Annotated in this window: 25 protein-coding genes; 14 read left to right on the top strand and 11 right to left on the bottom strand. The window is 35.5% G+C overall.

The window, feature by feature from the left end:
* Positions 1-74 precede the first annotated feature (74 nt).
* From LC814_RS04170 to LC814_RS04135, 8 genes are all read right to left on the bottom strand, one after another.
* Positions 75-446, bottom strand: coding sequence for a response regulator transcription factor (locus tag LC814_RS04170; protein ID WP_226065102.1), 372 nt, complete (start codon positions 444-446; stop codon positions 75-77).
* A gap of 112 nt (positions 447-558) precedes the next feature.
* Complete coding sequence (gene tnpA, locus LC814_RS04165; RefSeq protein WP_226065101.1) at positions 559-1,005, bottom strand: IS200/IS605 family transposase; 447 nt, start codon at positions 1,003-1,005, stop codon at positions 559-561.
* A 26-nt stretch (positions 1,006-1,031) separates the two neighbouring features.
* Positions 1,032-3,731, bottom strand: coding sequence for an ATP-binding protein (locus LC814_RS04160; RefSeq protein ID WP_226065100.1), 2,700 nt, complete (start codon positions 3,729-3,731; stop codon positions 1,032-1,034).
* A complete protein-coding gene (locus tag LC814_RS04155; RefSeq protein ID WP_226065099.1) occupies positions 3,724-3,918 on the bottom strand; it encodes a hypothetical protein in 195 nt (64 codons plus the stop codon). The genes LC814_RS04160 and LC814_RS04155 overlap by 8 nt, the downstream gene beginning before the upstream one ends.
* A 149-nt stretch (positions 3,919-4,067) precedes the next feature.
* Complete coding sequence (locus LC814_RS04150) at positions 4,068-4,295, bottom strand: DUF6814 family protein (RefSeq protein WP_226065098.1); 228 nt, start codon at positions 4,293-4,295, stop codon at positions 4,068-4,070.
* Between the two features lie 45 nt (positions 4,296-4,340).
* Positions 4,341-5,888 (bottom strand): MFS transporter, encoded by a 1,548-nt coding sequence (locus LC814_RS04145; protein ID WP_375373404.1) that lies wholly within the window; start codon positions 5,886-5,888, stop codon positions 4,341-4,343.
* Positions 5,889-6,040: 152 nt separating this feature from the next.
* Complete coding sequence (locus LC814_RS04140; RefSeq protein ID WP_226065096.1) at positions 6,041-7,360, bottom strand: hypothetical protein; 1,320 nt, start codon at positions 7,358-7,360, stop codon at positions 6,041-6,043.
* A gap of 139 nt (positions 7,361-7,499) precedes the next feature.
* Positions 7,500-7,916: an IS1/IS1595 family N-terminal zinc-binding domain-containing protein gene (locus LC814_RS04135; protein ID WP_226065095.1), complete on the bottom strand. Its 417-nt coding sequence runs from the start codon at positions 7,914-7,916 to the stop codon at positions 7,500-7,502.
* Positions 7,917-8,148: 232 nt separating this feature from the next.
* Between LC814_RS04135 and LC814_RS04130 the strand changes: the two genes are divergently transcribed.
* The 8 genes from LC814_RS04130 (at position 8,149) to LC814_RS04095 (ending at position 18,159) form a co-directional block, all read left to right on the top strand.
* Positions 8,149-9,045 carry an aspartate carbamoyltransferase catalytic subunit gene (locus LC814_RS04130; protein ID WP_226065094.1) on the top strand — a complete coding sequence of 299 codons (897 nt, stop codon included), beginning with the start codon at positions 8,149-8,151 and terminating at the stop codon, positions 9,043-9,045.
* A gap of 121 nt (positions 9,046-9,166) precedes the next feature.
* On the top strand, positions 9,167-10,249 hold the full coding sequence (locus LC814_RS04125; RefSeq protein ID WP_226065093.1) for a carbamoyl phosphate synthase small subunit: 1,083 nt from the start codon (positions 9,167-9,169) through the stop codon (positions 10,247-10,249).
* Positions 10,250-10,267: 18 nt separating this feature from the next.
* Positions 10,268-11,095, top strand: a complete 828-nt coding sequence (locus tag LC814_RS04120) for a BRO family protein (RefSeq protein WP_226065092.1) — start codon at positions 10,268-10,270, stop codon at positions 11,093-11,095.
* A 42-nt stretch (positions 11,096-11,137) separates the two neighbouring features.
* The gene (gene carB, locus LC814_RS04115) at positions 11,138-14,320 is read left to right on the top strand and encodes a carbamoyl-phosphate synthase large subunit (RefSeq protein WP_311135718.1); all 3,183 of its coding nucleotides are present in this window, start codon (positions 11,138-11,140) and stop codon (positions 14,318-14,320) included.
* Positions 14,321-14,424: 104 nt separating this feature from the next.
* Entirely contained in the window at positions 14,425-15,138 is a 714-nt protein-coding gene (locus tag LC814_RS04110) for a YqjF family protein (RefSeq protein WP_226065091.1), read from the top strand.
* A gap of 69 nt (positions 15,139-15,207) precedes the next feature.
* On the top strand, positions 15,208-16,740 hold the full coding sequence (locus LC814_RS04105) for an ABC transporter permease/substrate-binding protein (protein WP_226065090.1): 1,533 nt from the start codon (positions 15,208-15,210) through the stop codon (positions 16,738-16,740).
* Position 16,741: 1 nt separating this feature from the next.
* The gene (locus LC814_RS04100) at positions 16,742-17,383 is read left to right on the top strand and encodes an ATP-binding cassette domain-containing protein (protein WP_226065089.1); all 642 of its coding nucleotides are present in this window, start codon (positions 16,742-16,744) and stop codon (positions 17,381-17,383) included.
* Positions 17,384-17,625: 242 nt separating this feature from the next.
* A complete protein-coding gene (locus LC814_RS04095; protein WP_226065088.1) occupies positions 17,626-18,159 on the top strand; it encodes a general stress protein in 534 nt (177 codons plus the stop codon).
* A 75-nt stretch (positions 18,160-18,234) separates the two neighbouring features.
* On the opposite strand, the gene LC814_RS04090 is transcribed toward LC814_RS04095, so the two are convergent.
* Positions 18,235-19,011: an anti-sigma factor gene (locus LC814_RS04090; RefSeq protein WP_226065087.1), complete on the bottom strand. Its 777-nt coding sequence runs from the start codon at positions 19,009-19,011 to the stop codon at positions 18,235-18,237.
* A gap of 2 nt (positions 19,012-19,013) precedes the next feature.
* A complete protein-coding gene (locus LC814_RS04085) occupies positions 19,014-19,589 on the bottom strand; it encodes an RNA polymerase sigma factor (RefSeq protein WP_226065086.1) in 576 nt (191 codons plus the stop codon).
* 154 nt (positions 19,590-19,743) lie between these two features.
* On the opposite strand from LC814_RS04085, the gene msrB reads away from it, so the two are divergent.
* The 6 genes from msrB (at position 19,744) to LC814_RS04050 (ending at position 24,073) form a co-directional block, all read left to right on the top strand.
* Positions 19,744-20,220 carry a peptide-methionine (R)-S-oxide reductase MsrB gene (gene msrB, locus LC814_RS04080; protein WP_226065085.1) on the top strand — a complete coding sequence of 159 codons (477 nt, stop codon included), beginning with the start codon at positions 19,744-19,746 and terminating at the stop codon, positions 20,218-20,220.
* Between the two features lie 138 nt (positions 20,221-20,358).
* Positions 20,359-20,877: a fasciclin domain-containing protein gene (locus tag LC814_RS04075; RefSeq protein WP_226065758.1), complete on the top strand. Its 519-nt coding sequence runs from the start codon at positions 20,359-20,361 to the stop codon at positions 20,875-20,877.
* Positions 20,878-21,027: 150 nt separating this feature from the next.
* The gene (locus tag LC814_RS04070) at positions 21,028-21,624 is read left to right on the top strand and encodes a DUF2911 domain-containing protein (protein ID WP_226065084.1); all 597 of its coding nucleotides are present in this window, start codon (positions 21,028-21,030) and stop codon (positions 21,622-21,624) included.
* Between the two features lie 101 nt (positions 21,625-21,725).
* On the top strand, positions 21,726-22,769 hold the full coding sequence (locus LC814_RS12515) for a bifunctional transcriptional activator/DNA repair enzyme AdaA (protein WP_311135717.1): 1,044 nt from the start codon (positions 21,726-21,728) through the stop codon (positions 22,767-22,769).
* A gap of 180 nt (positions 22,770-22,949) precedes the next feature.
* On the top strand, positions 22,950-23,312 hold the full coding sequence (locus tag LC814_RS04055) for a nuclear transport factor 2 family protein (protein WP_226065083.1): 363 nt from the start codon (positions 22,950-22,952) through the stop codon (positions 23,310-23,312).
* 215 nt (positions 23,313-23,527) lie between these two features.
* Positions 23,528-24,073: a GNAT family N-acetyltransferase gene (locus LC814_RS04050; RefSeq protein WP_226065082.1), complete on the top strand. Its 546-nt coding sequence runs from the start codon at positions 23,528-23,530 to the stop codon at positions 24,071-24,073.
* Positions 24,074-24,075: 2 nt separating this feature from the next.
* Here the strand turns inward: LC814_RS04050 and LC814_RS04045 are convergent, their stop codons facing one another.
* On the bottom strand, positions 24,076-24,237 hold the full coding sequence (locus LC814_RS04045) for a hypothetical protein (RefSeq protein WP_226065081.1): 162 nt from the start codon (positions 24,235-24,237) through the stop codon (positions 24,076-24,078).
* Between the last annotated feature and the right edge of the window lie 205 nt (positions 24,238-24,442).

Raw genomic sequence — 24,442 nt, 5'->3', positions numbered from 1 at the left:
TTTTAGGTAGTGGGTTTTAGGTTTAAGTCTAAATTCCCAAAATTGAGTTTTATTGATTGCTTATTATCGATTACTTATTGCTTGTCTGTCAAAAGTTCTTCAACCCGTTCTGTCAGTTTTTTAATTGAATAAGGTTTGGTGATGTAATCATCTGCGCCAAGTTCCAGCCCTTTTTTAATATCTGCTTCACCACTTTTAGCAGAAAGTAAAATGACTTTAATTTTATTCAGGTTTTGATCTTTTTTAATTTCTGCAAGCGTGGTGTAACCATCGACATTGGGCATCATAATGTCCAATAAAATCATATCGGGAATTTCGGTTTTCAACAGTTCCAAAACTTCGGAACCGTCTCGTGCGATAAAAACTTCATAACCTGCTTTCTTAAATGCGTATTCCAGGGTCATGATGATCTTGTGTTCGTCGTCTGCGATTAATATTTTTTTCATCTTTCTTCTTTTTTGGGGCGACCGCGAAGCGGTCAAATATTCATGGCCGTATGTGAAACATACGGATCGTTTACGGACATGTTTGTGAAATTTTCAAACATGTGAACGGAATTTATAAAAAATATTTTTCATCAAATTCAATTTCATTTTCAAGCAATAATCTCCGGTATTCGGATTCAAAATCTTCAGCATGGTGATGCTTTTTTTGATTTTTAATATAATTAATTATCATCTCTTTATCTCTTATGCAGTACGTAAATGCACCATAACCTTCCTGCCATTCTTCAAATTCGGGAAACAAATCATTTTGTTTCATCCATAAGTTACTGGCAATTTTAATGTCTTTTACCAGATCGCTCAGTCGAACGGTTGGATGCAAACTGGTAAAAATATGTAGGTGATCCTGCATTCCATTAATTCTGTATAGCGTACATTTTTTGTTTTTAATAACTCCCCAGATATATTTGTACAATTCGTCTTCGTGTTCAGAATTGAGGGTTGGTTTTCTATGTTTTGTAGAAAATACGATGTGATAATATATTTGGGTGTAGGTTGACATTTTTTTGATTATTTTTTCCGTACGTTTCACATACGGCTATTGTTGTTGAACTCTTCGAGTTCATGGTTATGTTCTTTAATTGGTAAGAAAATTTCAAACGTTACTCCAATTTCTTTGTTTTTGACTTCGATGTCGCCACCATGTGCGATCATAATTTTTTTACAAATCGCCAAACCTAATCCACTTCCGGTTGGTTTTTGAAGATTTTGATTTTTCGACTGATAGAATTTTTCAAAGATGAAGGCCAGATCTTCGGTCGGAATTATTTTTCCGGTATTGAAGATGGAAATCTTTAACTGGTTTTCCTGTTTCTGAAATTTTGTTTGAATCATTCCTTGTTCATTGGTGAATTTCAAAGCGTTTCCTAAAATATTTTGAAAAACCTGAATCATTCTGGGTTCGTCATATTCAAAAATTTCATTTTCTAAAAGATTGACTTCCGAATGATGGAGACTTCTCTGTTCAAAAAGATGAAGCAGAGGTTTCACTGATTTACGGAAAGTTTCAATGATATTAAAGGACTGAATATTTAAAGGAATAGTTCCCGTTTCCAGTTTGTCCAGATAAAGAATATCATTAATAATTTCACTTAATCGATCGGATTCTGAAATAATGTTTTCCAGGAAATCTTTCTTTATTTCTGCCGGCATTTCTTCATCATCCAAAAGGATTTCACTGGTAGCGCGAATTGCAGTCAGCGGCGTACGAAGTTCATGTGCAACGCTATCCAAGAATTCATCTTTTTGTTTGTCTTTTACAATGAGATTTTTATTTGCGTTTTGAAGATCATCAGAGAGTTTTAATAACTGTGAAGACTGCTCACTCAACTGTTTGTTAATAGAAATATTTTCCTTTGATTCTTCCAAGATTTTTAAAACTTCCGGAAGAGAAATTTTATCTTCTTTCGTTACGCCTTCAATTAAAATTTTGGCTGATGCCGTTCCGATTCGTCCGCTTAAAAGGTTTTCAGAAAACTTGATGAAACGGGAATCTGCGGTGTCACTATCATCGGTAATTTTATATTTTAAATTAAAAATTTTCAGGGCTTGTTCTGTCTTTTTCTCCCCGAGGAACTTTACTAAAATCTTTTGAATATCTGAAACGTGTGCCGTTCCTTTCCAGATGTAAGCGTTTTCATGATTTTGAATGTAATCATTGATGTCTACATAAATTTCAGCGTAGTTTCTTTCGCGATAATCTGAAATAGTATTTGCCGAAATGATGGTAAATAAAAGTCCATTAACTAAAAGACTCCAAAAGAAAATCTGTGGAATTGGCGATAAATAAGGAATATTAAAAAAACTGAAAAACCCGTGATTGAAGAAAGTACTTTGCTGATAATTTTCAGAAAAACTTGGCAGTACCAAACCTAAATAACAAATTAGAACTCCCACAATAATTCCAGACATCGATCCTAAATAAGTTCCGCGTCGCCAAAATATCGCGCCGAAAAAAGAAGGTGCTAATTGTGCGATTAATACAAAAGAAACCAAACCAATACTGAATAAACTTTTACCTAATATAAAATATTTATAAAAAATAAAACTAACCAAAATCAATAAGAAAATACTGATTTTTCTAATGTTAACAATGTTTTTGGTATTGTTTGTTTCCGACCCAAATTTAAACCGATCCAACCAACCGTAAGGAATAATGATATTATTCGAAAGCATAATCGATAAGGAAATGCTCGAAATAATAATCATTGAAATACAGGCGCTTAATCCACCAAAGAAAACCATTGTTGAAATGATCGTATTTCCAAATTTCTGTGGAATGAGAATAGAGTAGAGTTCGGGATTTACATCTTCACCAAAAAATAAAATCTTTCCGCCCCAGGCGATTGGGAACACAAAGAAGTTGAAAATTAAAAGGTATAAAGGGAACAACCAAATTGCAGTTTTGATGTGCTTCTCTTTTCTATTTTCAATAATCGCCGTGTGAAATTGTCTTGGTAAAAGAAAAATCGCGGACATCGAAAGCATCGACATTAGGAACCAGTTGAATCCGCCTTCTAAACCGTTAAAGGTATTTTTGGCTGCGAAGTCCGGTAATTTTTCGGCTTGGTTGTAAATATCTTCAAAACCATTAAAAACCCCATAAACCACGAATATTCCGAGAATGATAAAGAATATTAATTTTAAGAAACTCTCTACTGCAACGGCAGAAATAATCCCTAGTCTTTTTTCCGAAGCATCTACATATTTTGTTCCGTAATAAGAGGAGAATAAGGCGATTATTAAAACAACATAAGTTGCCGAATCGAAAAATATATTTGTAGTTTGATCTGTTTCGGTAATCAAATGAAAGGTTTCCGAGATCGCTTTAATTTGTAAACCGACGTAAGGAATAATTGCAAACATACAAACCAAAGCAATTAAAGCACTTAAAGAACGGCTGTTTCCATATCTCAATGAGATGAAATCTGCGATACTACTGATTTTATTAACCCGGGAAATTCTGATGATTTTTGAATTGATATAAATCCAGGCTGGAATAATAATAATGGGTCCAATGTAGATCGCCATATATTCTAAACCTTGATTTGCTGCCACACCGATGCTTCCGTAATACGTCCAAGCTGAACAATAAACAGCCAATGACAGAGCATAAACGTAAGGATTGTTCACCCAAAAGCTGCTTCTTTTCTTCTCTGCGAAATACGCAACGAAGAACAGAAGTCCAAGATAGATGATGACCAATACGAAAAGCAAATAACTATTCATTGTACTTTTTAAAAATGATGAAGGAACTGAGGGAAGAGGCTGCCCAAACAAAAAATATGTAAGCGTAAATGAGCGGTAAGCCTAGAAATTTCTGTGAACTGTTGAACAAAAGCAAAATCGGCGCATTGAATAAAATAAACAATGCAATACTTAAAATAATCAGTTTTTGTTGATGTCTCTTTTTCATATGAAGTTTCTATTCAATTTAAAAGTCATATGGAATCGTTTAAGCGACATTCTGATTTTTAGAAATGTGTAATTGCCGATTTCATTTTGATCATTAAAAGAAAACAACGGGAAACGAATTTCCCGTTAGTTTCCTAATTTTAAACTGTACTATGATTTAGCATCTGAGTATTCCCCCGTAAAAGAATACCAACCGAAGATGCCCAGACCGCCAACGATAATCGGCATCAATACGGTGAGGATGATCCAGCCGAAAACATTGTCTTCCTGCTTCTCCGACATAACTTTAGGGATGCCGAAAACTGTTAAACCGTAGTACGCGACTACCAATGCCAGAAGTATCCAAACAATTCCTAATATTTTTTTTACTTGATCCATTTTTTTTGTTTTTTAAAGTTAATGAAATTTGAAAGATGATGCGTTTTAAACTACGGGATGTTCAACCTCTGGTTCTTCTACCAATTCATCTTCCTCTAAACTTTTATTTTTTGTTTTTAAATAAAGGGTTCCAATGACTAGACAGACTCCGGCAACAACAATCGGATACCATAATCCTTCGAGATACCATTCGGAATGTCCGGCGCTTTTTCCGGAGACGACAAGATAAGTTGCAACTGCAGGAAGCAATCCTCCAAACACTCCATTACCAATGTGGTAAGGTAATGACATTGAAGTGTACCGAATTTTTAGTGGGAACATTTCTACCAGGAAGGCGGCGATAGGTCCGTAAACCATGGTCACAAAAACTACTTGAATAAATACCAGTAAAATCAACAACCATCTAGTATCCGGATTTACCGTAATTGCTTCTTTGATAAGCGGTTCTTCAGGTTTACCATTAACCATGCTTGGTCCGGCTGCTGCCCAATGTACGATACTGTCTCTTTTCATGAAAGTTCCATCTGTAAATACAGTTTCTTTATGGAAAGTGATCAAACTGTCTGTTGGGATCTTTGCATGAACTTTTACCGTTCTCTTTTCAGTTAATCCGTTTTTAGCCACGACTTTACTTTCTATTTGAACAGAGTTATACATTGTTTTATAGATTGGTCGGTAAGCGATAATCGCCAATAACATTCCGATCATCATAATAGGTTTACGACCAATTTTATCAGACAGCCAACCGAAAAGTACAAACAATGGAGTGGCCACAAAAAGTGCTAAAGCCATCATCGTATCAACTTGTGCAGATTCAATATTCATTACTTTCTGCATAAAACTCATGGAGTAGAATTGACCGGTGTACCAGATAACTCCCTGTCCCATTACGGCTCCAAATAAAGCAAGCAATACAAATTTGAAATTGAATTTATTTCCGAAACTTTCTTTCAAAGGATTTTTAGAAGTTTTTCCTTCTTTTTTCGCTTTGGCAAATAATGGTGATTCAGCCATATTACGACGGATGATGTAAGAAACACCAACCATTAAAATTGAAATCCAGAATGGAATTCTCCAACCCCAACTGTCAAACTCTTCCGGTGAAAGTGAGGTTTTAGTTACCAAAATCACGATCAGTGAAATAAATAGACCTGAAGTTGCCGTTGTTTGAATCCAGGAAGTCCAGTATCCTCTTCGGTTCGGTTGCGAATATTCGGCGACATAAGTTGCGGCACCTCCATATTCTCCACCTAATGCTAAACCTTGTAAAAGTCTTAAGATTAAAACCAAAACCGGTGCAGCATAACCAATTGTTTCATATTCTGGTACACATCCGATTAGGAAAGTTGAGAATCCCATGATGAGAAGCGTTACCAGGAACGTATATTTTCTACCGATGATATCTCCAAGTCTCCCGAAGAATAAAGCCCCAAAAGGTCTTACCACAAATCCGGCCGCAAACGTTGCCAAAGTAGACAAGAAGGCCGCAGTTGGATTATCTGCCGGGAAAAATTTAGTGGCTAAAACCACGGCTAAACTTCCGAAAATGTAGAAGTCGTACCACTCAATCAGTGTCCCAAGTGAGGAAGCCATGATGACGCCCCAAATGGTTTTGTTTTTCTTTCTCTCCGCAACATAAGCATCATGCGCTTCCTGCGTTTTAAACTTTTTGGCCATAATTTATTTGTTTTTTATTTTGTGAAATTTGGTTTAGGACAATTTTGGAAAATTGGTTTTTCCTTTAATTAAAAAGAATACATCACTCTCACCATTGCTCGCAGATTGCCCACATCTTTCATGTTATTTTGGGCTTTTCCTTGGGCATTTAAATCGCCCCATGTTGCGGCGGTGTATTCAATTTCCGGAGAAATGTTGAATTTATTTTGTTTGAAATCAACTCTTGCAGATGCACGCCACACATCGTCCAGAACTCTTGCTCCTGAAGCGCCACGAACGTAAAGGTTTTTAAAACCTGCATCAACACCCGAATTTTTTGTGTATCCAAAGAAAACTCCCGGAGCCACTTTTGAATTTGCACTCGCAACATCAACCCAGAACGCTGACGTTTTAGTTGGTTTGTAAGATTCCTGTCCGTTGGGTTCTGTGTATCCTGCGAAACCGCCAAGCATTACTAAATGATGAAGGTTTCCACCCGTGATTCCGTAAAGTTTGGTAATAATTTTATCGTTGGCATATTTAAAGTAACCGAAGAACATTTCAGAATTTACTTTCTCATTCGAAACTAAACCTGCCGATTCAATAACCGGTTTCAAGGATTGATATTCTGCACCAAATCCCGTTGTAACTGTTTTTGTTTTGTATTGTAGTTGTCCGTGAAACGTGGGAATAGAAGAATTAAAAGTCGCACTGTTAACAGAAGCACCAGTTGCATTTGCAGTTTGGAACTCACGGTCTTTATAAGCCACAAGACTTAAAGTTAATTCCGGAGTCAATTTTTGAGCCACTTTAATTTGACCTGCCCAACCAAATGGATTAAACAAAATCCCTGTATTGAAGTTAGCAACTCCGGGGAAAACATCGGCAACAAACGAAGGATACCACGTTTGTCCGAAAGTAACTGCGGTTTTTGGCCAGGCTAGAGTGGCGGTGGCGTGACGAAGTCTCATTAATCCGGTACTTCCACTTCCGGCTGAAGATTTATTCAATTCTGTATTACCGAAGAAATCGGCTTCAATATTTCCGCTTGCTTTTGCACCCCAAACATCCGGACCTTTAAATCGAATTCCTACTCTGGAAGTGATTGCTAAAAAGTTGCTTCCTCCTGTAGCATTGATATCTTTTCCGTTCGCATCTAATTTTTCATCAAATGGATAAAGGTTGAGATGCATTTCTCGGGAGTACGCAGATTGTCTGCTGTCGAAATTATATTCCGTTCGAACCCAGCCATAGAAGGAAGCGTCCCATTCTTTTGGCTTGGCTTTTTCTGCTTCCAATGCTTCGATTCTTTTTAGAAGATCTTCATTAGAGGGAGTTTCTTGCGCTAAAAGTAAGTTTGAAAAAAATAGAGAAGAAACGATTCCTAACAACACAGTTGATTTCTTCATAGATTAATAATTTTTAGTTTGTTTTTTTGTTGAAACGAAATTGAAACTAAAAATTTGATTGAAGAAATTTAATATATATCAGTGTAATGAATATAGTTATTGAAATTTTTTTATAAAATAGAGAAAAATATGAAGCATTTTATTTTTTAAACCGTTCCCATTTAATCATCATGTACTTGTCACCAAACTCCGTGATAACCAAGCCCGAGCCTTTTAAGTTTTCTTCCTTTGACATATAATCTAAAAGTTCATTTTGTTTAAAAACTTTATACACCGGATGAAAATCAGAATGTGGTGGACGGGTGATGTTGTATTTCTTGATCCAGGAACTTACGGTGTTGTGTGAAACACCGATGATTCGTTCAATTTCACGATAACTTAAACCTTCCAAATAAAGTTGAAGCGCTTTCGTCACAACATAATCATCAATCTGTTTCCCCAGTTTCTTAACGGTGAAATAGTAGTTGCAGTCTTTGCATAAAAACCGTTGACGCTCGTTAATAATACCGCTCTTGACGATGTTCTTCTGATTACATTTTGGACAGGAATTGGACATAACTATATCTTTTTAGCAAAGATATATTAAATTAGCAATGTTGTGAAATTATTAATTATAGTTTGACTTTTATATTGTAACCTTTGAAATAAAATGATATCTTTGCACCTAATGAAAAGAAGATTTCCATTAGACGATTTACACAAAGGCAGCAATGCCGATATTCACGATATTTATTAATACAACGAAGTCATTTTGGCTTCGTTTTTTTTTTGATTTAAAAACTAAAATTATGCTCAGAACCGCCGATTTATCCGTAGAAAAAATTAACAAATTGCTTCAGGAAGCCAATGAGTTTTCCAAAGGTAAAGTGTTGAAAGCCAAAAGTGAAATCTATGTTTCCAATCTTTTTTTTGAAGACAGCACCAGAACAAAAACAAGTTTTGATGTTGCCGAAAGAAAGTTAGGTTTAAAGGTCGTTCCTTTTGATATCTCCGCAAGTTCCGTTAATAAAGGAGAATCGCTTTATGACACGGTGAAAACATTGAAAAGTCTTGGAATCGATCTTTGTGTGATCCGTCACAAAAAAGAAAAATTCTATGATGAATTCAAAGACATTGATATTGCTGTCATTAATGGTGGCGATGGAACCGGAAATCATCCTTCTCAAAATATTTTAGATTTAATGACCATTCAGCAGGAATTCGGAAAATTTAAAGGGTTGAAAGTTGGAATTGTTGGCGATGTAAAACACAGCCGTGTAGCAAATTCAAATGCAGAAGTTTTAAGAAAAATAGGAGCGAAAGTTTATTTCTCCGGACCCGAACAATGGTTTGATGAAGGAACAATTATCAATGGAACTTACCTTTCCATTGATGATTTGGTAAAAGAAGTTGATGTTTTAATGTTATTGAGAATTCAACATGAAAGACATGATAGCGAGGAAAAATTAAAACTTTCATCTGATAAATACCACCGTCAGTTTGGTCTAACCACCGAACGCGAAAAAGCAATGAAAAAAGAAGCCATCATTATGCATCCAGCACCGATTAACAGAGGAGTTGAGATTGCTGATGAATTGGTAGAATGCAAACGCTCGAGAATTTTCAAACAAATGGAAAACGGCGTTTTTGCAAGAATGGCCATTTTGAAAACTGCCCTGGAAGCAAAAGGATTCGAATTTAGTTAGAGAATCAAGAATCAAGAACCAAGAATCAAGAACCAGGATTGCGAAAGGTTGAATTAGAAAGCTTCAGAATTTAAAGTCTTGCATCTCACATCTTGAATCTTGTGTCTAATAAAAAATAAAAATGAAAAAGAAATTAATTTTAGAATCTGGCGAAGTTTTCCATGGAAAAGGTTTCGGAGCCGAGCAGGATATTGAAGGCGAAGTCGTTTTCAATACCGGAATGACAGGTTATCAGGAATTGATATCCGATCCTTCCTACTGCGGGCAAATCGTTTGTATGACCTATCCGCTCATCGGAAATTACGGAATAAACCGCGACGATTACGAAAGTATAGAACCTGCAATCAAAGGTTTAATCGTAAAAGAAGTATGTGATTTTCCTTCCAATTTTAGGACTCAAATGGATCTGGATGAATTTTTCCAAAAGAGAAATCTCTCGGGAATCTCTGGAATCGACACCAGAAGACTAACAAGAGTTCTTCGAAATTCCGGCGTTGTAAAAGGAAAGATTGTAAATGAAAATGCTGATGAAAATTTAGTGATCGAAAATTTAAAAGCCTCTGTTTTAGCAACTGATCAGGTTGCGCAGGTTTCTACCAAAACATCGTACGCAAATCCGGGAAGAGGTTTGAAAGTAGTCTTAGTGGATTACGGTTCAAAACTCGGAATTTTGCGCGAACTCGCTCAGAGAGATTGCGACGTTATCGTAGTTTCTCAAGATACAACGGCAGAAGAAATTCTGTTGATCAATCCTGATGGAGTGATGCTTTCCAACGGTCCTGGAGATCCGGAAGATGTAAAAGGTGCCATCGAAATGATTCAAAAACTTTTAGGTAAAGTTCCAATTTTTGGAATCTGTTTAGGCCATCAGTTAATCGCTTTGGCAAGTGGTGCAAAAACTTTTAAACTGAAATTCGGACATCGTGGTGGAAATCATCCGGTTTTAGATCTGAAGAAAAATAAAGTTGCGATTACCTCTCAAAATCACGGTTACGCTGTGGATCAGAAATCTTTAAATAATACTGATTTAGAAGAAACACACATTGCCTTAAATGACAGAACTAATGAAGGTTTGAAACATAAAATTCATCCTTGCTTTTCTGTACAATATCACCCAGAAGCAAGTCCAGGACCGGAAGACGCGAATTATTTGTTCGACGAGTTTATTGAAATGATGGAAGAATTTAAAAATGTAACAGTTTAAGAATCTAAATCTCACAAGATGGAAAATACCAATATTCAACTTTTTGAACAAAAACAAGTTCGTTCAGTTTGGAACGAAGTTGAGGAGAAATGGTATTTTTCAGTACAAGATGTGGTGGGGATTTTGACTGAAAGTAGCGATGTTAAACAATATATTAAACGCTTACTTTCTAGAGATGAATCTTTGAAAATGAACTGGGGTACAATTTGTACCCTGGTTGAAATGCAGGCTGCAGATGGGAAAAAACGAAAAATTCAAGCCTCAGATACCAAAGGACTTTTAAGAATAATTCAATCCATACTCTCAAAAAAAGCAGAGCCTTTCAAACTTTGGTTGGCGCAGGTGGGTTCAGACCGACTTGATGAAATGCAGGATCCGGAATTAAGCATTAATAAAGCAATGCAGGATTATTTGAATTTAGGATATTCTGAAAACTGGATTAATCAACGCTTAAAAAGCATCGAAGTTCGGAAGGAATTGACGGATGAATGGAAAAGACTTGGTTTGAAAGAAGGTCAACAATTTGCCACATTGACTGATATCATCACTAAAGGTTGGAGTGATAAGAATACCAAAGATTATAAAAAGTTCAAAGGATTGAAAAAGGAAAATCTTCGGGATAATATGACCAATACCGAATTGATTTTAAATATGTTGGCAGAAGCATCTACGAAAGATATTTCGCAAGCAGTAAATCCGGAAACTTTTGATGAAAATAAAACTGTTGCCCAACAAGGTGGAAATGTTGCAAAAGTAGCAAGGCTGGAATTAGAATCTAAAACCGGTAAAAAAGTGGTTAGTGATTTATCTGCGAAAAAAATGTTAGAAAATAAACCTAAAAAATAATTTAAAAGTATCTAATCTTCACTTTTAAATCAAAGTAAAATAATGAAAAGAAACGATATAAAAACAATTCTCGTTATTGGTTCCGGACCAATCATCATCGGACAAGCCGCAGAATTTGATTACGCAGGAACGCAGGCTTGCTTGTCTTTAAGAGAAGAAGGCTACAAAGTAATCCTCATCAATTCAAATCCTGCAACCATCATGACTGATGTGGAAATTGCAGATAAAGTTTACATTGAACCAATATCACTGGAATTCGTAAGTCATATTATTCGTAAAGAAAGACCAGATGCGCTTTTGCCAACTTTGGGTGGACAAACTGGTTTAAATATGGCCGTAGAATTAGAAAATTCTGGAATTCTGGAAGAATGTAAAGTAGAAGTTTTAGGAACTAAACTTTCCGCCATCAATCAAGCCGAAGACCGTGATTTATTCCGGAATTTAATGCGGGAATTAAACGAACCCGTTCCAGATTCTGATATTGTAAATAACGTTCAATCGGCTTTAGAATTTGCTCACAACATCGGTTATCCCGTGATTGTTCGTCCAGCGTTTACGATGGGTGGAACTGGAGGTGGAATTGCTCACAGTGATGACGAATTGAAAGAAATTACAAGTTTCGGTTTAAAATACAGTCCCGTTCGTCAGTGTTTGATTGAAAAATCGATCGCGGGTTTTAAGGAAATCGAGTACGAAGTAATGCGCGACAAAAACGACAATGCGATTGTGGTTTGTAATATGGAAAACATCGATCCTGTGGGAATTCACACTGGAGATTCGATTGTAGTTGCGCCTTCGCAAACGCTTTCTGACCGTGAATATCAAATGTTGAGAAACTCTTCATTAAAAATCATTCGCGCTTTAGGAATTGAAGGTGGTTGTAATGTTCAGTTGGCTTTGGATCCAAATTCTTACGATTATTATATCATCGAAGTGAATCCAAGAGTTTCGCGTTCATCGGCTTTGGCGAGTAAAGCAACAGGTTATCCTATTGCTAAAATTGCGGCTAAAATCGCGGTTGGTTTGACTTTAGATGAAATCATGAATCCCGTAACTGGAAAAACGTACGCATGTTTCGAACCGGCTTTGGATTATGTGGTAACTAAATTCCCGCGTTTCCCTTTTGATAAATTTGAAACCGCTGATAGAAGACTTTCAACACAAATGAAAGCAACTGGAGAAGTAATGGCAATTGGTCGAAATTTCGAAGAATCTTTGCAAAAAGCAATCCGTTCTTTGGAAACTGGTTTGAGACATATCGGTTTAAAATCAAAAGACGCTGCAGCTTTAACTGGCGAGGAAATCGAAAGAAGAATCAGAGTTTGTGACGATGAGCGTTTGTTCATTATTGGTGATGCTTTGAGAAGAGGTTACGACTGGGAAAAAATAGTTGAGTGGAGCAAGATTGATAAATTCTTCATCTGGAAAATTAAAAAACTCATCGACTTTGAAAAAGTAATTGCTGAAAATAAATTTGACAAAGAAACTTTATTAGAAGCCAAGAAATTAGGATTTTCAGATCTAAGTATCGCAACATTATGGAATTCTACTCAAAAAGAAATTTTTGAATACCGGAAAAATAATGGAGTGATGCCGGTTTATAAAATGGTTGATACTTGCGCTGCAGAATTCGAAAGTGAGACGCCATATTTCTACGGAACGTACGAAGAGGAAAACGAAAGTGTACCTTCTGATAAAGAAAAAATCATCGTTTTAGGTTCTGGTCCGATTCGGATTGGGCAAGGAGTAGAATTCGATTACGCGACAGTTCATTCAGTTTGGGCGATTAAAGAGATGGGTTACGAAGCGATTATCATTAATAATAATCCGGAAACAGTTTCTACAGATTTTTCGATTTCCGATAAATTATATTTCGAACCTTTGACCGAAGAAGATGTGATGAACATCATCGATTTGGAGAAACCAAAAGGAGTAGTAGTACAGTTTGGTGGACAAACCGCCATTAATTTAGCAGATAAATTAGCCGCACACGGCGTTAAGATCTTGGGAACATCTCTCGAAGATTTAGACCGCGCAGAAAATAGAAATAAATTTGAAGCCGCGCTTCAGGAAATGGGAATTCCACAACCTTTGGGAAAAACCTGTTTTACAAAAGAAGAGGCTTTGGTAATTGCGAATGAAATTGGATTCCCGGTTTTGGTTCGTCCGAGTTATGTTTTAGGAGGAAGAGCCATGGAAATCGTTTATGATGAGTATGAACTCTCTCATTACATGACGAATGCGGTTAAAGAAAATTCGGAACATCCGATATTGATTGACCGTTATTTAACTGGAAAAGAAGTTGAAATTGATGCAATCTGTGATGGAGAAACAGTCGTGATTCCAGGAATTATGGAACATATCGAAAGAGCAGGAGTTCACTCCGGAGATTCGATTGCAGTTTATCCGCCACAAAATATTAATGATGAACAAATTGCCACTTTAGTTGATTACACCGAAAGATTAGCGAAAGGCTTGAATGTGATTGGATTAATGAATATTCAATACGTTCTTTATCAAGGCGGCGTTTACGTAATTGAAGTAAATCCAAGATCGAGTAGAACGGTTCCTTTCTTATCAAAAATTACAGAAATTCCAATGGCGAATTTAGCCACAAAAGTAATCCTCGGACAAAAATTAAAAGATCTCGGTTACAAAAACGGTTTGGCTCCAGTGAAAGACGGAGTTTACGTAAAAGTTCCGGTTTTCTCCTTTTCAAAATTAACGAGAGTTGATATTTCCCTCGGACCGGAAATGAAATCAACTGGAGAAGTAATGGGCAAAGACACGACGCTGGAAAAAGCCTTATACAAAGGTTTAATCGGAGCCGGAAGAAAAATGCCTTTACATGGCGCAATTCTTTTTACTGTTGCCGATAAACACAAAGAAGAAGCTTGTGAATTAGCCAGAAGATTTCAGGAAATCGGCTTTAAAATTTGGGCAACTGAAGGAACCGCCAATTATTTTACAGAACACGGAGTTCGCACCAAAATCGGTTATAAAATAGAAGAAAATCCAGAAATCAATCTAATCGATTTAATTCAAACCGGAAAAGTTCAATACATTGTAAACACGATGACTAAAGGAAAACAATCCGAAAGAGATGGTTTCCAAATCCGAAGAACGTCGGTTGAAAATGGTGTTCCTTGTTTAACTTCGATGGATACGGTTGAAGCGATTTTAAAAGTGATCGAAAGTATGAGTTTTAAAATGGAAAAAATGTAAGTCTACTTTAAAATAATTTTATGAAGATAGAAACCTTCAATGCTTTAAAAAGCTTGAAGGTTTTTTTATCTCTACATTTACCCATCAATTAAACCGAGCAAAATATGAGTTTTCTTACCGCAGAATGGAATAATTTAGCCATGATTAACTACGTAATCGATCCTACAATTCTGGAAAAATATGTTCCGCCCGGAACTGAACTTGATTTTTTTGACGGTGAATGTTATGTGAGTTTTATTGGATTTCTCTTTGAAAATGTAAAAGTTTTAGGTTTGAAAATTCCCTTTCACTCAGATTTTGAAGAAGTTAATTTGAGATTTTATGTAAGGCGCTTTGAAAATGGCGTATGGAAAAGAGGTGCTGTTTTCATCAGCGAAATTGTGCCGAAATTGGCGATTTCATTTGTAGCGAATACTTTCTACAACGAACATTACGAAACTTTCCCGATGAAACATACTTTGAAAGTCAATGATAATTCCCGCGAATTTATTTATGAGTGGAAAGTCAAAAATAAGTGGAATAAGATTCAATTAGAAACCAATAAAAATCCGATTGCCATTGAAGTTGGTTCCGAAAGTGAATTTATCACAGAACATTATTTCGGTTACAATAAAGTGAGTGAAACTGAAACCATCGAATATGAAGTAAAACATCCAAGATGGCAACAATATAATGTCATTAAGAATAATTCTGCAATTAATTTTGAAGATGTTTACGGGGAAGAATTTGCTTTTATTAAAGACTTAGAGCCGACTTCTGTTTTTTTTGCAGTGGGTTCTAAAATCAGTATTGAAGATAAAAGAAAAATTAAATTGTAGAGAAGTTTCGTTGAAGATTAAATATTGCCCACAAAAATTATAATTTTTAAATTGTGTCAAATTAATTGAATGGATTTTTGGGAACGTCGGATTTACTATCTCCAACTTTTTGCGGAACATTTGCTACTTTCCTTAGGTTCCCTTTTGGCAGTGACTTTCCTGGGGATTTTACTCGGTGTTACTGTTTTTTATTCCTCAAAAAGTCGGAAAATTATTCTGCCTTTAATCAACTTCCTTTACACGATTCCGTCGATCGCAATGTTTGGTTTATTGATTCCATTGGTTGGAATCGGACTGAAAAACGCACTTATTGTTTTAATTATTTACGGATTACTTCCTATTGTTAGAAGCACTTACAGTGGGTTAAAAGAAGTTCCCTCGCAATTAGTCGAAGCTGCAGAAGGTTTAGGTTCAACACCAATTCAAGTTTTCAAGAATATTTATTTTCCACTCGCTTTACCGTCCATTTTATCAGGTTTACGGATTACCGTTGTCATGATTGTCGCCTTAACCGGATTGGCTGCATTAATTGGAGCAGGAGGTTTAGGTCAAGCAATTTTTCGTGGTTTAAATACTATGAATACGGGATTAATTGTGACCGGATCTTTAGGAATTTCGCTCTTTGCAATTTTGGGTGATCAATGGATTGGTCAGTTTGAAAAAGATGAAAGTTTACTTCGCGTTATTTCTAAAAACGCTACCAAAAAACATAGAAATCGAATTATTTTTCCAAGTGTTTTGGTTTTAATTGCTGTAATTGGAGCATTAATTTATTTGAATCCTGTAAGTTCAAAAAATTCGGAAACCATTACGGTTGCCTCGAAACCGACAAGTGAACAATTTATTTTGGGAGAAATTATTTCTCAAACCATTGAAAATAATACGGATATCAAAGTCATCCGCAAATTTGGAATTGGAGGTGGAACAACCAACATTCATCCCGCGATGATTTCTGGAGATCTGGATATTTATGTGGAATATTCCGGGACCGCTTGGTTAAACGTTTTAGAAGAAATATTACCGCCAAATAATCAAATCAATTACGAAACTTTAAACCAAATTTATGAGGAAAAATTTAAGTTAAAATGGTTGGGTTTACTCGGTTTTAATAATACGTATGGTTTGGCGATTTCTAAAAATAATTCGGAAATTTCTACTTTTTCTGAGTTGGCGAATAAAAGTCAGGAATTTACTTTCGGGGCGGAATTTGATTTTTTTGAAAGAAGTGATGCATTTCCAGGCTTGAAAAAAGTTTATCCTTTTGACTTTAAAAAACTGGAGGAAATGGATATCAATCTTCGGTATCAAGCCTTTGAACAGGGGAAAATTGATGCAGTTGACGTTTTCACGACCGATGCTCAAATCAAAAATTTAAACTTGAAAGTTTTAAAAGACGACAAAAATTATTTCCCCAGTTATGAAGCAGGAATCGTCATCAGAGAAGAAATTGCTAAAAAATATCCCGAAGTAGAAAAATTGCTTTCCAATTTAAAAGGTAAGATTTCGACCGAAAAAATGCAACAACTCAATTATGAAGTGGAAGTAGAAAAAAAATCTCCCGCTGAAGTTGCCCAGAATTTCCTCAAAAATTTAAAAAATTAAGATGATTCAAAATACCATCATTTCTGTGGAGAATGTCGATTTTAGATATGAAGAAAAATTCATATTGAAGGATTTTTCCTACGAGTTTGAGAAAGAAAGTTTCACGTGTATTTTGGGTGAAAGTGGAAGTGGAAAATCAACTTTACTTCGATTAATAAATGGTTTGCTACTTCCCGAGAAAGGACGAATTAAAATTGAAAATGAAGCATTAATGACAGAAAATCTCATCGAAAAAAGATTAGAAATGGGTTATGTTCTACAGGGAAATTCTTTGTTTCCACATTTGACGGTTTTTCAAAACATGGCGTATTGTTTAAAACTCCTAAAGAAATCTGATACTTTTTGTAACGATAAAATTAGAGAACTTCTTCCGTTGGTTGGATTGAAAGAAGATCTGCTGGGAAAATTTCCTGATGAAATAAGTGGTGGACAAAAGCAAAGAGTTGGAATTATTCGCGCCATTGCTCATGACCCGAAGATTGTCCTAATGGACGAACCGTTTTCTGCCCTCGATAGCGAGACGCGGGATAAACTACAGATTTTGGTAAAAGACATTCATCAGAAATTAAAAACAACTTTTGTAATGGTTACTCACTCCGAAGAAGAAGCAGAGATATTGGGTACTCAAATTTTAAGATTGTAAATTTTTATCATAGATGAGCAGTACTATAAATCTATAATATTGCTTGAAATAGGCTTCAACACAATCTTTTTAATTATCATAACTACCGAATATGTAATTATAATTAACGATAATACTAAATTGTGTTATTATGCTTGTGTTATTTCATAAATAATGTTAAAAAATAGATTCGGTCGGGTTGGTGGCACTTTAATTGAATTTAAGGTTTTAACAATTTATACTAACATTAAAATTTTAAAATTATGCAAAATTACAAGCCAGAGTACAGAAATGATTATGTGTCGAAAGTTTTTAATACGAGAGAAGATGCCGACAGAGCTTATAACGAATTAGCTGGGAGAGGTTATTCTCAAGACGATATTAATGTGATGATGTCTGATGATACAAGAAAAAGACATTTCTCCACAGATGTAGATCACGATTCTGCATTGGGTGATAAAGTAGCTGATAACGCCGGAACAGGTTCGTTGATCGGAGGTGGCGTAGGTGCTGTAGTAGGTGCAATTGCCGCGATCGGAAGTAACGTCTTATTACCCGGTTTAGGTCTAATCGTTGCTGGTCCTTTAGCAGCAGGTCTTGCCGGAGCTGGAGCTGGAGCCGCAACAGGAGGACTAATCGGAGCACTTACTGGAATGGGAGTTCCTGAAGAAGAAGCTACAAGATATAAAGAAGATATCAAAGACGGTGGAATTTACATGGGCTTTAAACCAAGACATGAAGATGACGCCCGTGATACTTATAACAAATGGTATACGAACGATTCGAACAATATGTAAGAATCAGACCTCATAAAAAATCCACATTGAATTTCAATGTGGATTTTTTTTATTTTAATTTATTTATGAGTTGAATTAAGTAGTTCCCATGACATACATTTCTTCCATCGTTGGAGTAGGATTGCCGCCTTCTTTTTCTAAAGTAATTGCGAAGGCTTGAGCGTTGTTCACCGATTTCATTTCTTGAACTGTAGAATCAGCTTTTGCACTGTACATTCCCATATCTACAGGTTTCCCATCAACAATTGCCCAAAGTTGGTATTGTTTGCCCGGAGGAGCTTCGGGTAAATTTTTTATTTCCAGAAAAACCTTTTTAGAGGTGTGCCAATAAACATCAGCAATCATATTAGGATGTTTTTCTACGCCTTTCAATTCAATTCTTTGTGAATTCATAACCAATGAATTCATATTCTCGAGATCGGTAATTTTAGTAGAAAGCTCTGTGTTTTTTTGGGCGACTTTTTCAAGTTCCGCACTTTTTGATCCTACTTCATAGCCTAAAAATCCCAATCCAATCAGCAGTGCTACTGAAGCAGCTTTCATCCATCCGGAAATATTTGAGGATCTTTTAGTTTCCTCTCTTTTAGTATTCAAAGGAATGATTTTGCCAGGTAACGATTCCGAATTACCAAACTCGATTCTTCTTCGAATTTCTTCTTTCAAATATTCTGGCGGTTGTATCGCCTGTATTGTTGCTAATTTTTCAAATGTTTCCTGCACTTCTATTACGGCTTGCTTAACTTCTGCATTATTGCTCATCACGCACTCCAATATAGAAGCGTCTTCCCTCGGAAGAATTCCCATTGCGTAATCTTCGATAACGCCTGATGATATGTAATTTTTAATATCCACTTTTATTTAATCAAAAAAAATAAAATAATAAATTTAAAATCTTTTAAAATATTTTTTAATTCTAAGAGTGCAGCTCTTGTTCGTGTTTTAACAGTTCCTAATGGAATCCCTAATTCTTCTGAAATTTCTTCTTGCGTAAAACCGCCGAAATAGGCTTTGTTGATCAAAATTTTATAATCGTCACGCAAGGTATTTACTCCCTTTTGTACTTCATGAAATTCGTGGATCTGTTCCGTAGAAAGAGCTACATTATCATTTACGAAGTCGGGGATACTTTGGTTTTTTAAATCGTTTTGAAAGGATTTAGATTTTAATCGGTCGATGGCCGAATTCCGAGCAATGTTCAACATCCAGGTATAAAGTGTGGCTTTTTTAGTATCGTAGCTTGAAATAGAATTCCAGATCTTAACGAAAACGTCCTGCATTACTTCATTAGCTTCAACTTCATACCGTACAATTCTGAAAATAACCCCGTAAAGTGCGCCGGAATAATTTTCATACAAGTAGTTAAAACCTTTCTCATCTCTACTTATAAGTAAAGACAAAAGTTGGTCTGGGGAAATTGTTGCTTTTTTCAAATGTGTTAATCGCCCTCAAAAGTAGTTTTTTTTCTTAAGATATAAAACCAATTTTAGCATTTGGGCGTATATCTTTTATATAATCAGTATAGAAATGAAAAACTTTATTAAAATATCAGCAATTTTTTTGATCTCCATTTTTTCTGTTCAAAAGATGGATGCGCAAAGAATTCAGAAAGTAAACGGGAAAAATATCGTGAATCCTTATTATTCACGAACAGATACAAAGATTTTGAAAATACCAGAATCGGCTTGGAAGAAGGTCTTGAATGCCAACCTCTATTCGGTTTCACGCCTTAATAATACGGAAATGGCCTTTACGGGTAAATACAATGATTTCGAGGGAATAGGCACTTATTATTGTGGTGCGTGTGGAAATGCACTTTTTAAATCAGATGCTAAATTCTCCAGTACCTGCGGATGGCCAAGTTTTTTTGAAACAATTCGTCCGAAATCGGTGATCTACAAAAAAGATGAATCTTATGATATGGTAAGAACTGAAGTTCGATGTGGAAGATGCGATGCTCATTTAGGTCACGTTTTCGATGATGGCCCAACCGCTTCTAAAAAAAGGTTTTGTATGAATTCTATCTCACTTGAATTTGAACCAATTGCAAAAAATTCAAAATAATTTGATCCACACAGAACCGAAACGAATTTCACCTCGTATCTCCTAATAACACAAATTTATTATATAACATTAAAACAATTTAAAATGAACTATTTAAAAATGACCACAGCAGCTTTAGCGCTTACTTTAACTTTCGGAATGGCAACTCAGTCTTGCGCACCGATGGCAATGAAAGAAAAAACTGTAATGGTGGGAGGAGCACAAATGTATCCTTCGAAAAATATCGTTGAAAATGCGATGAACTCAAAAGATCATACTACTTTAGTTGCTGCTGTAAAAGCTGCCGGATTGGTAGAAACTTTACAAAGCAACGGTCCTTTCACCGTTTTTGCACCAACTAACGCTGCATTCGCAAAATTACCAGCAGGAACAGTTGATATGTTGGTGATGCCAGAAAACAAAGCGATGTTAACAAAAATTTTAACGTATCACGTTGTTCCAGGAAGAATTTCAGCCAAAGATTTATCCATGTGGATTACTAAAAACGGTGGAAAATACATGGCAAAAACTGTTCAGGGTGAAGAATTAACATTCTGGATGAAAAATAATATGATGTATGTAAAAGATGCAAAAGGAAACTCTGCAAAAATTACTATTGCAGATGTTAATCAGTCAAATGGTGTAATACACGTGATTGACACGGTACTTATGCCATAGTTTTCATAGTTTTATTTTTAATGGGAGTCACTTAAATTTCGGTTTAAGTGACTTTTTATTTTCCCTTATTACCTTTAATTTTTCAGTCGTAAATTTTATATCTTAGCAAAACTTTAAAATAAGTATTTTTATTACCTAACAAATATTCTTATGAAAAAAATTATTTTACTACTCGTATTGTCATTCTCTACAATGGGATTTGCCCAGTTTAATGTTCCAACAGCAAGTCCGCGGCAGACCGTAGAGCAAGAATTTTCTCTATCGAAAATTACTGTCGATTATGGTCGACCAGGAATGAAAGGAAGAAAAGTATTTGGCGAATTGGTTCCGTACGGAAAAGTGTGGCGTGCCGGCGCGAACTCTGCCACAAGAATTACTTTTAACCAAAATGTAAATTTCGGCGGTAAAGAAGTAATGGCAGGAACCTATGGTTTATTCGTGATTCCAATGGAAAAAGAATGGAAGATAATTTTAAATAAAGATGCACAACAGTGGGGTGCTTATGCCTATGATGAAAAGCTAAACATTGCAGAAGTAACGGTTCCGGTTCAAAAAACTGCTGAAAAGCAAGAATGGTTTCAAATCGCGTTAAATCCTGTGGATGTACATTCTTTAGATTTGGTTTTATCTTGGGACTGGGCTAAAGCAACGGTTTCTATAAAAGAAGCTAAGCCGGAAGTGGTCGGAAAAATAATTGAAAAATTAAATGAAATTAAGCAGATCGAAAAAGATGCTGCTAAGAAATAATCTCAAGTGAACTTCGGTTCACTTTTTTTATGGGAAATAGTTGTTAATTTTTCGGTTGTGTTCCTGTTTCTGTTCAACTATTTTTGCTTTAAATTTACAGTATGCAACTTTCAGACGATATCATGTATCAAGCTTCTTTTCAGAAAAACCCAGAATTTGAAGGCGTTTTCTGGATGGGCGTGAAGACCACCGGTATTTTTTGCCGACCGACCTGTACAGCACGCAAGCCGAAGAAAGAAAATGTGGAGTTTTTCCAGTCTACGAAAGATGCTATTTTAAAAGGTTACAGACCTTGTAAAGTTTGTAAACCTCTCGAGAATTTCGCGGAAACTCCAGTTTACATTCAAAAGATTTTGGAAGAACTCCGGGAAAATCCATCTCTAAAATTTAAGGATTTTGATTTGGTTCAATGCAATATTGAACCTGCGACAGTGAGACGCTGGTTTCAGAAAAACCACGGGTTGACTTTTCATGCGTTTCAAAGAATGTTTCGTTTGAATACGGCTTTTAAGAAAATTCAACAAGGAGACAATATTATCGAAACTGCGTATGATAGTGGATTCGAAAGTCTGAGTGGTTTTAATGAAAGTTTTAAATCGATATTTGGAGTTTCTCCTAAAAACTCTAAAACACAAAAGATTATTGATTTGAAAAGAATTGAAACACCGATTGGAACAATGTACGCCGCCGCTGTGGAAGAGGGAATTTGCATGCTCGATTTTACAGACCGCAAAATGCTGGAAACCGAATTTAAAGATTTAGCAAAATCATTAAATGCGACCATCGTTCAAGGCGAAAATCCTCATTTCGAAAATTTAGAAAATGAACTGGCAGAATATTTCGAAGGAAGCAGAACAAAATTCACCGTTCCACTTTCGCCGGTCGGTACAGAATTTCAAAAAAGTGTCTGGAAAGTTTTAGAACAAATTCCTTATGGCGAAACCTGGACGTACCGCAAACAATCTGAAGTTTTGGGTGATGCCAAAAAAGTGCGCGCCGTTGCAAATGCGAACGGAATGAATAAAATTTCAATTATAATTCCGTGTCACCGGGTAATTGGGAGTAATGGCACTTTAACTGGTTACGGCGGTGGAATCTGGCGAAAACAAAAACTATTAGAATTAGAAAAGGCCATTCTTTTTTAGTTTTAATGTAAATATGCAATTTTGAAATTCTTCTATTTTTAAAAAATAAATAAATTGGCAACTGAAAATTTCTGCGATGCCAATTCGCCAGAGGTGGACTTTGCGCGTTAATTTGTTTTAGAGAACTAAAACCTTCGCGCCTTTATTTGAAAAATTTCCACACAGATTAAAATCCGATCTATGAATCCAGACGAATTAAAAAATATCGCAAAACTTTGGTTCAAAGCCTTCAATGAACATGATTTAGAAAATCTGCTTGAACTGTATGAGGACAATGCAGAACATTTCAGTCCAAAATTAAAAGTCCGCGAACCTGAAACCAATGGATTACTTAAAGGAAAAGAGGCCTTAAGAAAATGGTGGAAAGATTGTTTCGAAAGATTGCCAACCTTACAATATGAAGTCAATAAATTAACCGCCGATTCTGAACAAGTATTTATGGAATATACCAGAAAAGTTGTTGGAGAAGATGACATGGAAATCGGGGAAGTCTTAAAGATTAAAAATCATAAAATTATTTTCTCTAGAGTTTATCACGGTTAATATTATATCTGGGCATTGATTTATATTTCCATTTATGAATTTCAACTATCTTAGATTCAGCTAATGCTGCTGATTTTTAAAGATTGTTATTATCCGCCAAAGCTGCTAAATCTGCATCAGAATAAAAATGAAATTTGAGAATATGATGAGTAAAAATTTTGTGTAATTTTTAGAAGACAGCCAAAACTATTTTTATCTTTGAAAAAACAACACCTATGAATTTCTCCATTCAACCAGTATTAGAGGACGAAAACATCAAATTAATTCCTTTAGAAGAAAGTGATTTTGAAAGATTATTTACCGTGGCGTCTGATCCCGAAGTTTGGTCCATGCATCCCAATAAAGAACGGTACAAACGTGAAGTTTTTCAGAATTTTTTTACTGGAGCACTAGAAAGTAAAGGCGCTTTTTTAGTTCTTGACAAAAATTCCGAGGAGGTTTTAGGAAGTACAAGATTTTACGATCTCAATAAAGTTGATAACAGTATTTTAATTGGCTATACTTTTTACGGCACCAAATCCTGGGGAAAAAACATTAATACGCGTGTAAAAAAAATGATGCTGGATTACATTTTTCAATTTGTAGATCAAGTAATTTTCCATGTTGGAAAAGATAATATCCGATCTGTAAAAGCGATGACCAAACTCGGTGCAGAAAATATAGGCGAAGAAGAAGTTGCTTATTTTGGCGAGCCTTCAAAAATGAATGTGGTTTTTCAGATTAAAATAGAGGATTGGCGGATTAAGAAGAATCTGCATTAAATTTATTTACTCGAACATTCCTGAAAAAGTTCTGCGCCATAATAAAATACGAAAAGCCACGCAATTCCTTTTAGCGTGAAAAAGATCAGGCCACCTATTCCGACCCGTTTGAACCACTTTTTAAAAGTGGAATTTTTATCTTTCTGAGGTTTAAAATCTTCCATCAAAAATTTTTTTCAAAATTAATTAATATTTTTCAGAAGGGCGATTTTAAAACTTTAGGAATTAGAAACATTGATCATGTCAATTCTTACTTTTAAACTGTTTTTTGACCTGGTAATTTTGAGTTTGAATTAACTTTAAAAATAATAAGATACTTTGATAAGTAGCTCACATTTCTTATGAAATTTGAGAAAAATACCTGCTAAA

Source organism: Kaistella polysaccharea (assembly GCF_020410745.1).
GTDB classification, from domain to species: Bacteria; Bacteroidota; Bacteroidia; order Flavobacteriales; family Weeksellaceae; genus Kaistella; species Kaistella polysaccharea.
This window is presented reverse-complemented; position numbering and strand designations above follow the sequence as displayed.

What these genes read in the sequence shown, in the direction of transcription:
- LC814_RS04145 (WP_375373404.1), bottom strand. Translation starts at nt 5,888, where the DNA reads ATGGCTTCCTCACTTGGGACACTGATTGAGTGGTACGACTTCTACATT.
- carB (WP_311135718.1), top strand. Translation starts at nt 11,138, where the DNA reads ATGAAAAGAAACGATATAAAAACAATTCTCGTTATTGGTTCCGGACCA.
- LC814_RS04140 (WP_226065096.1), bottom strand. Translation starts at nt 7,360, where the DNA reads ATGAAGAAATCAACTGTGTTGTTAGGAATCGTTTCTTCTCTATTTTTT.
- LC814_RS04045 (WP_226065081.1), bottom strand. Translation starts at nt 24,237, where the DNA reads ATGGAAGATTTTAAACCTCAGAAAGATAAAAATTCCACTTTTAAAAAG.
- LC814_RS04150 (WP_226065098.1), bottom strand. Translation starts at nt 4,295, where the DNA reads ATGGATCAAGTAAAAAAAATATTAGGAATTGTTTGGATACTTCTGGCA.
- LC814_RS04155 (WP_226065099.1), bottom strand. Translation starts at nt 3,918, where the DNA reads ATGAAAAAGAGACATCAACAAAAACTGATTATTTTAAGTATTGCATTG.
- tnpA (WP_226065101.1), bottom strand. Translation starts at nt 1,005, where the DNA reads ATGTCAACCTACACCCAAATATATTATCACATCGTATTTTCTACAAAA.
- LC814_RS04125 (WP_226065093.1), top strand. Translation starts at nt 9,167, where the DNA reads ATGAAAAAGAAATTAATTTTAGAATCTGGCGAAGTTTTCCATGGAAAA.
- LC814_RS04100 (WP_226065089.1), top strand. Translation starts at nt 16,742, where the DNA reads ATGATTCAAAATACCATCATTTCTGTGGAGAATGTCGATTTTAGATAT.
- LC814_RS04130 (WP_226065094.1), top strand. Translation starts at nt 8,149, where the DNA reads ATGCTCAGAACCGCCGATTTATCCGTAGAAAAAATTAACAAATTGCTT.
- LC814_RS12515 (WP_311135717.1), top strand. Translation starts at nt 21,726, where the DNA reads ATGCAACTTTCAGACGATATCATGTATCAAGCTTCTTTTCAGAAAAAC.
- LC814_RS04050 (WP_226065082.1), top strand. Translation starts at nt 23,528, where the DNA reads ATGAATTTCTCCATTCAACCAGTATTAGAGGACGAAAACATCAAATTA.
- LC814_RS04135 (WP_226065095.1), bottom strand. Translation starts at nt 7,916, where the DNA reads ATGTCCAATTCCTGTCCAAAATGTAATCAGAAGAACATCGTCAAGAGC.
- LC814_RS04070 (WP_226065084.1), top strand. Translation starts at nt 21,028, where the DNA reads ATGAAAAAAATTATTTTACTACTCGTATTGTCATTCTCTACAATGGGA.
- LC814_RS04055 (WP_226065083.1), top strand. Translation starts at nt 22,950, where the DNA reads ATGAATCCAGACGAATTAAAAAATATCGCAAAACTTTGGTTCAAAGCC.
- LC814_RS04075 (WP_226065758.1), top strand. Translation starts at nt 20,359, where the DNA reads ATGGCAACTCAGTCTTGCGCACCGATGGCAATGAAAGAAAAAACTGTA.
- LC814_RS04160 (WP_226065100.1), bottom strand. Translation starts at nt 3,731, where the DNA reads ATGAATAGTTATTTGCTTTTCGTATTGGTCATCATCTATCTTGGACTT.
- msrB (WP_226065085.1), top strand. Translation starts at nt 19,744, where the DNA reads ATGGATGCGCAAAGAATTCAGAAAGTAAACGGGAAAAATATCGTGAAT.
- LC814_RS04170 (WP_226065102.1), bottom strand. Translation starts at nt 446, where the DNA reads ATGAAAAAAATATTAATCGCAGACGACGAACACAAGATCATCATGACC.
- LC814_RS04110 (WP_226065091.1), top strand. Translation starts at nt 14,425, where the DNA reads ATGAGTTTTCTTACCGCAGAATGGAATAATTTAGCCATGATTAACTAC.
- LC814_RS04105 (WP_226065090.1), top strand. Translation starts at nt 15,208, where the DNA reads ATGGATTTTTGGGAACGTCGGATTTACTATCTCCAACTTTTTGCGGAA.
- LC814_RS04120 (WP_226065092.1), top strand. Translation starts at nt 10,268, where the DNA reads ATGGAAAATACCAATATTCAACTTTTTGAACAAAAACAAGTTCGTTCA.
- LC814_RS04095 (WP_226065088.1), top strand. Translation starts at nt 17,626, where the DNA reads ATGCAAAATTACAAGCCAGAGTACAGAAATGATTATGTGTCGAAAGTT.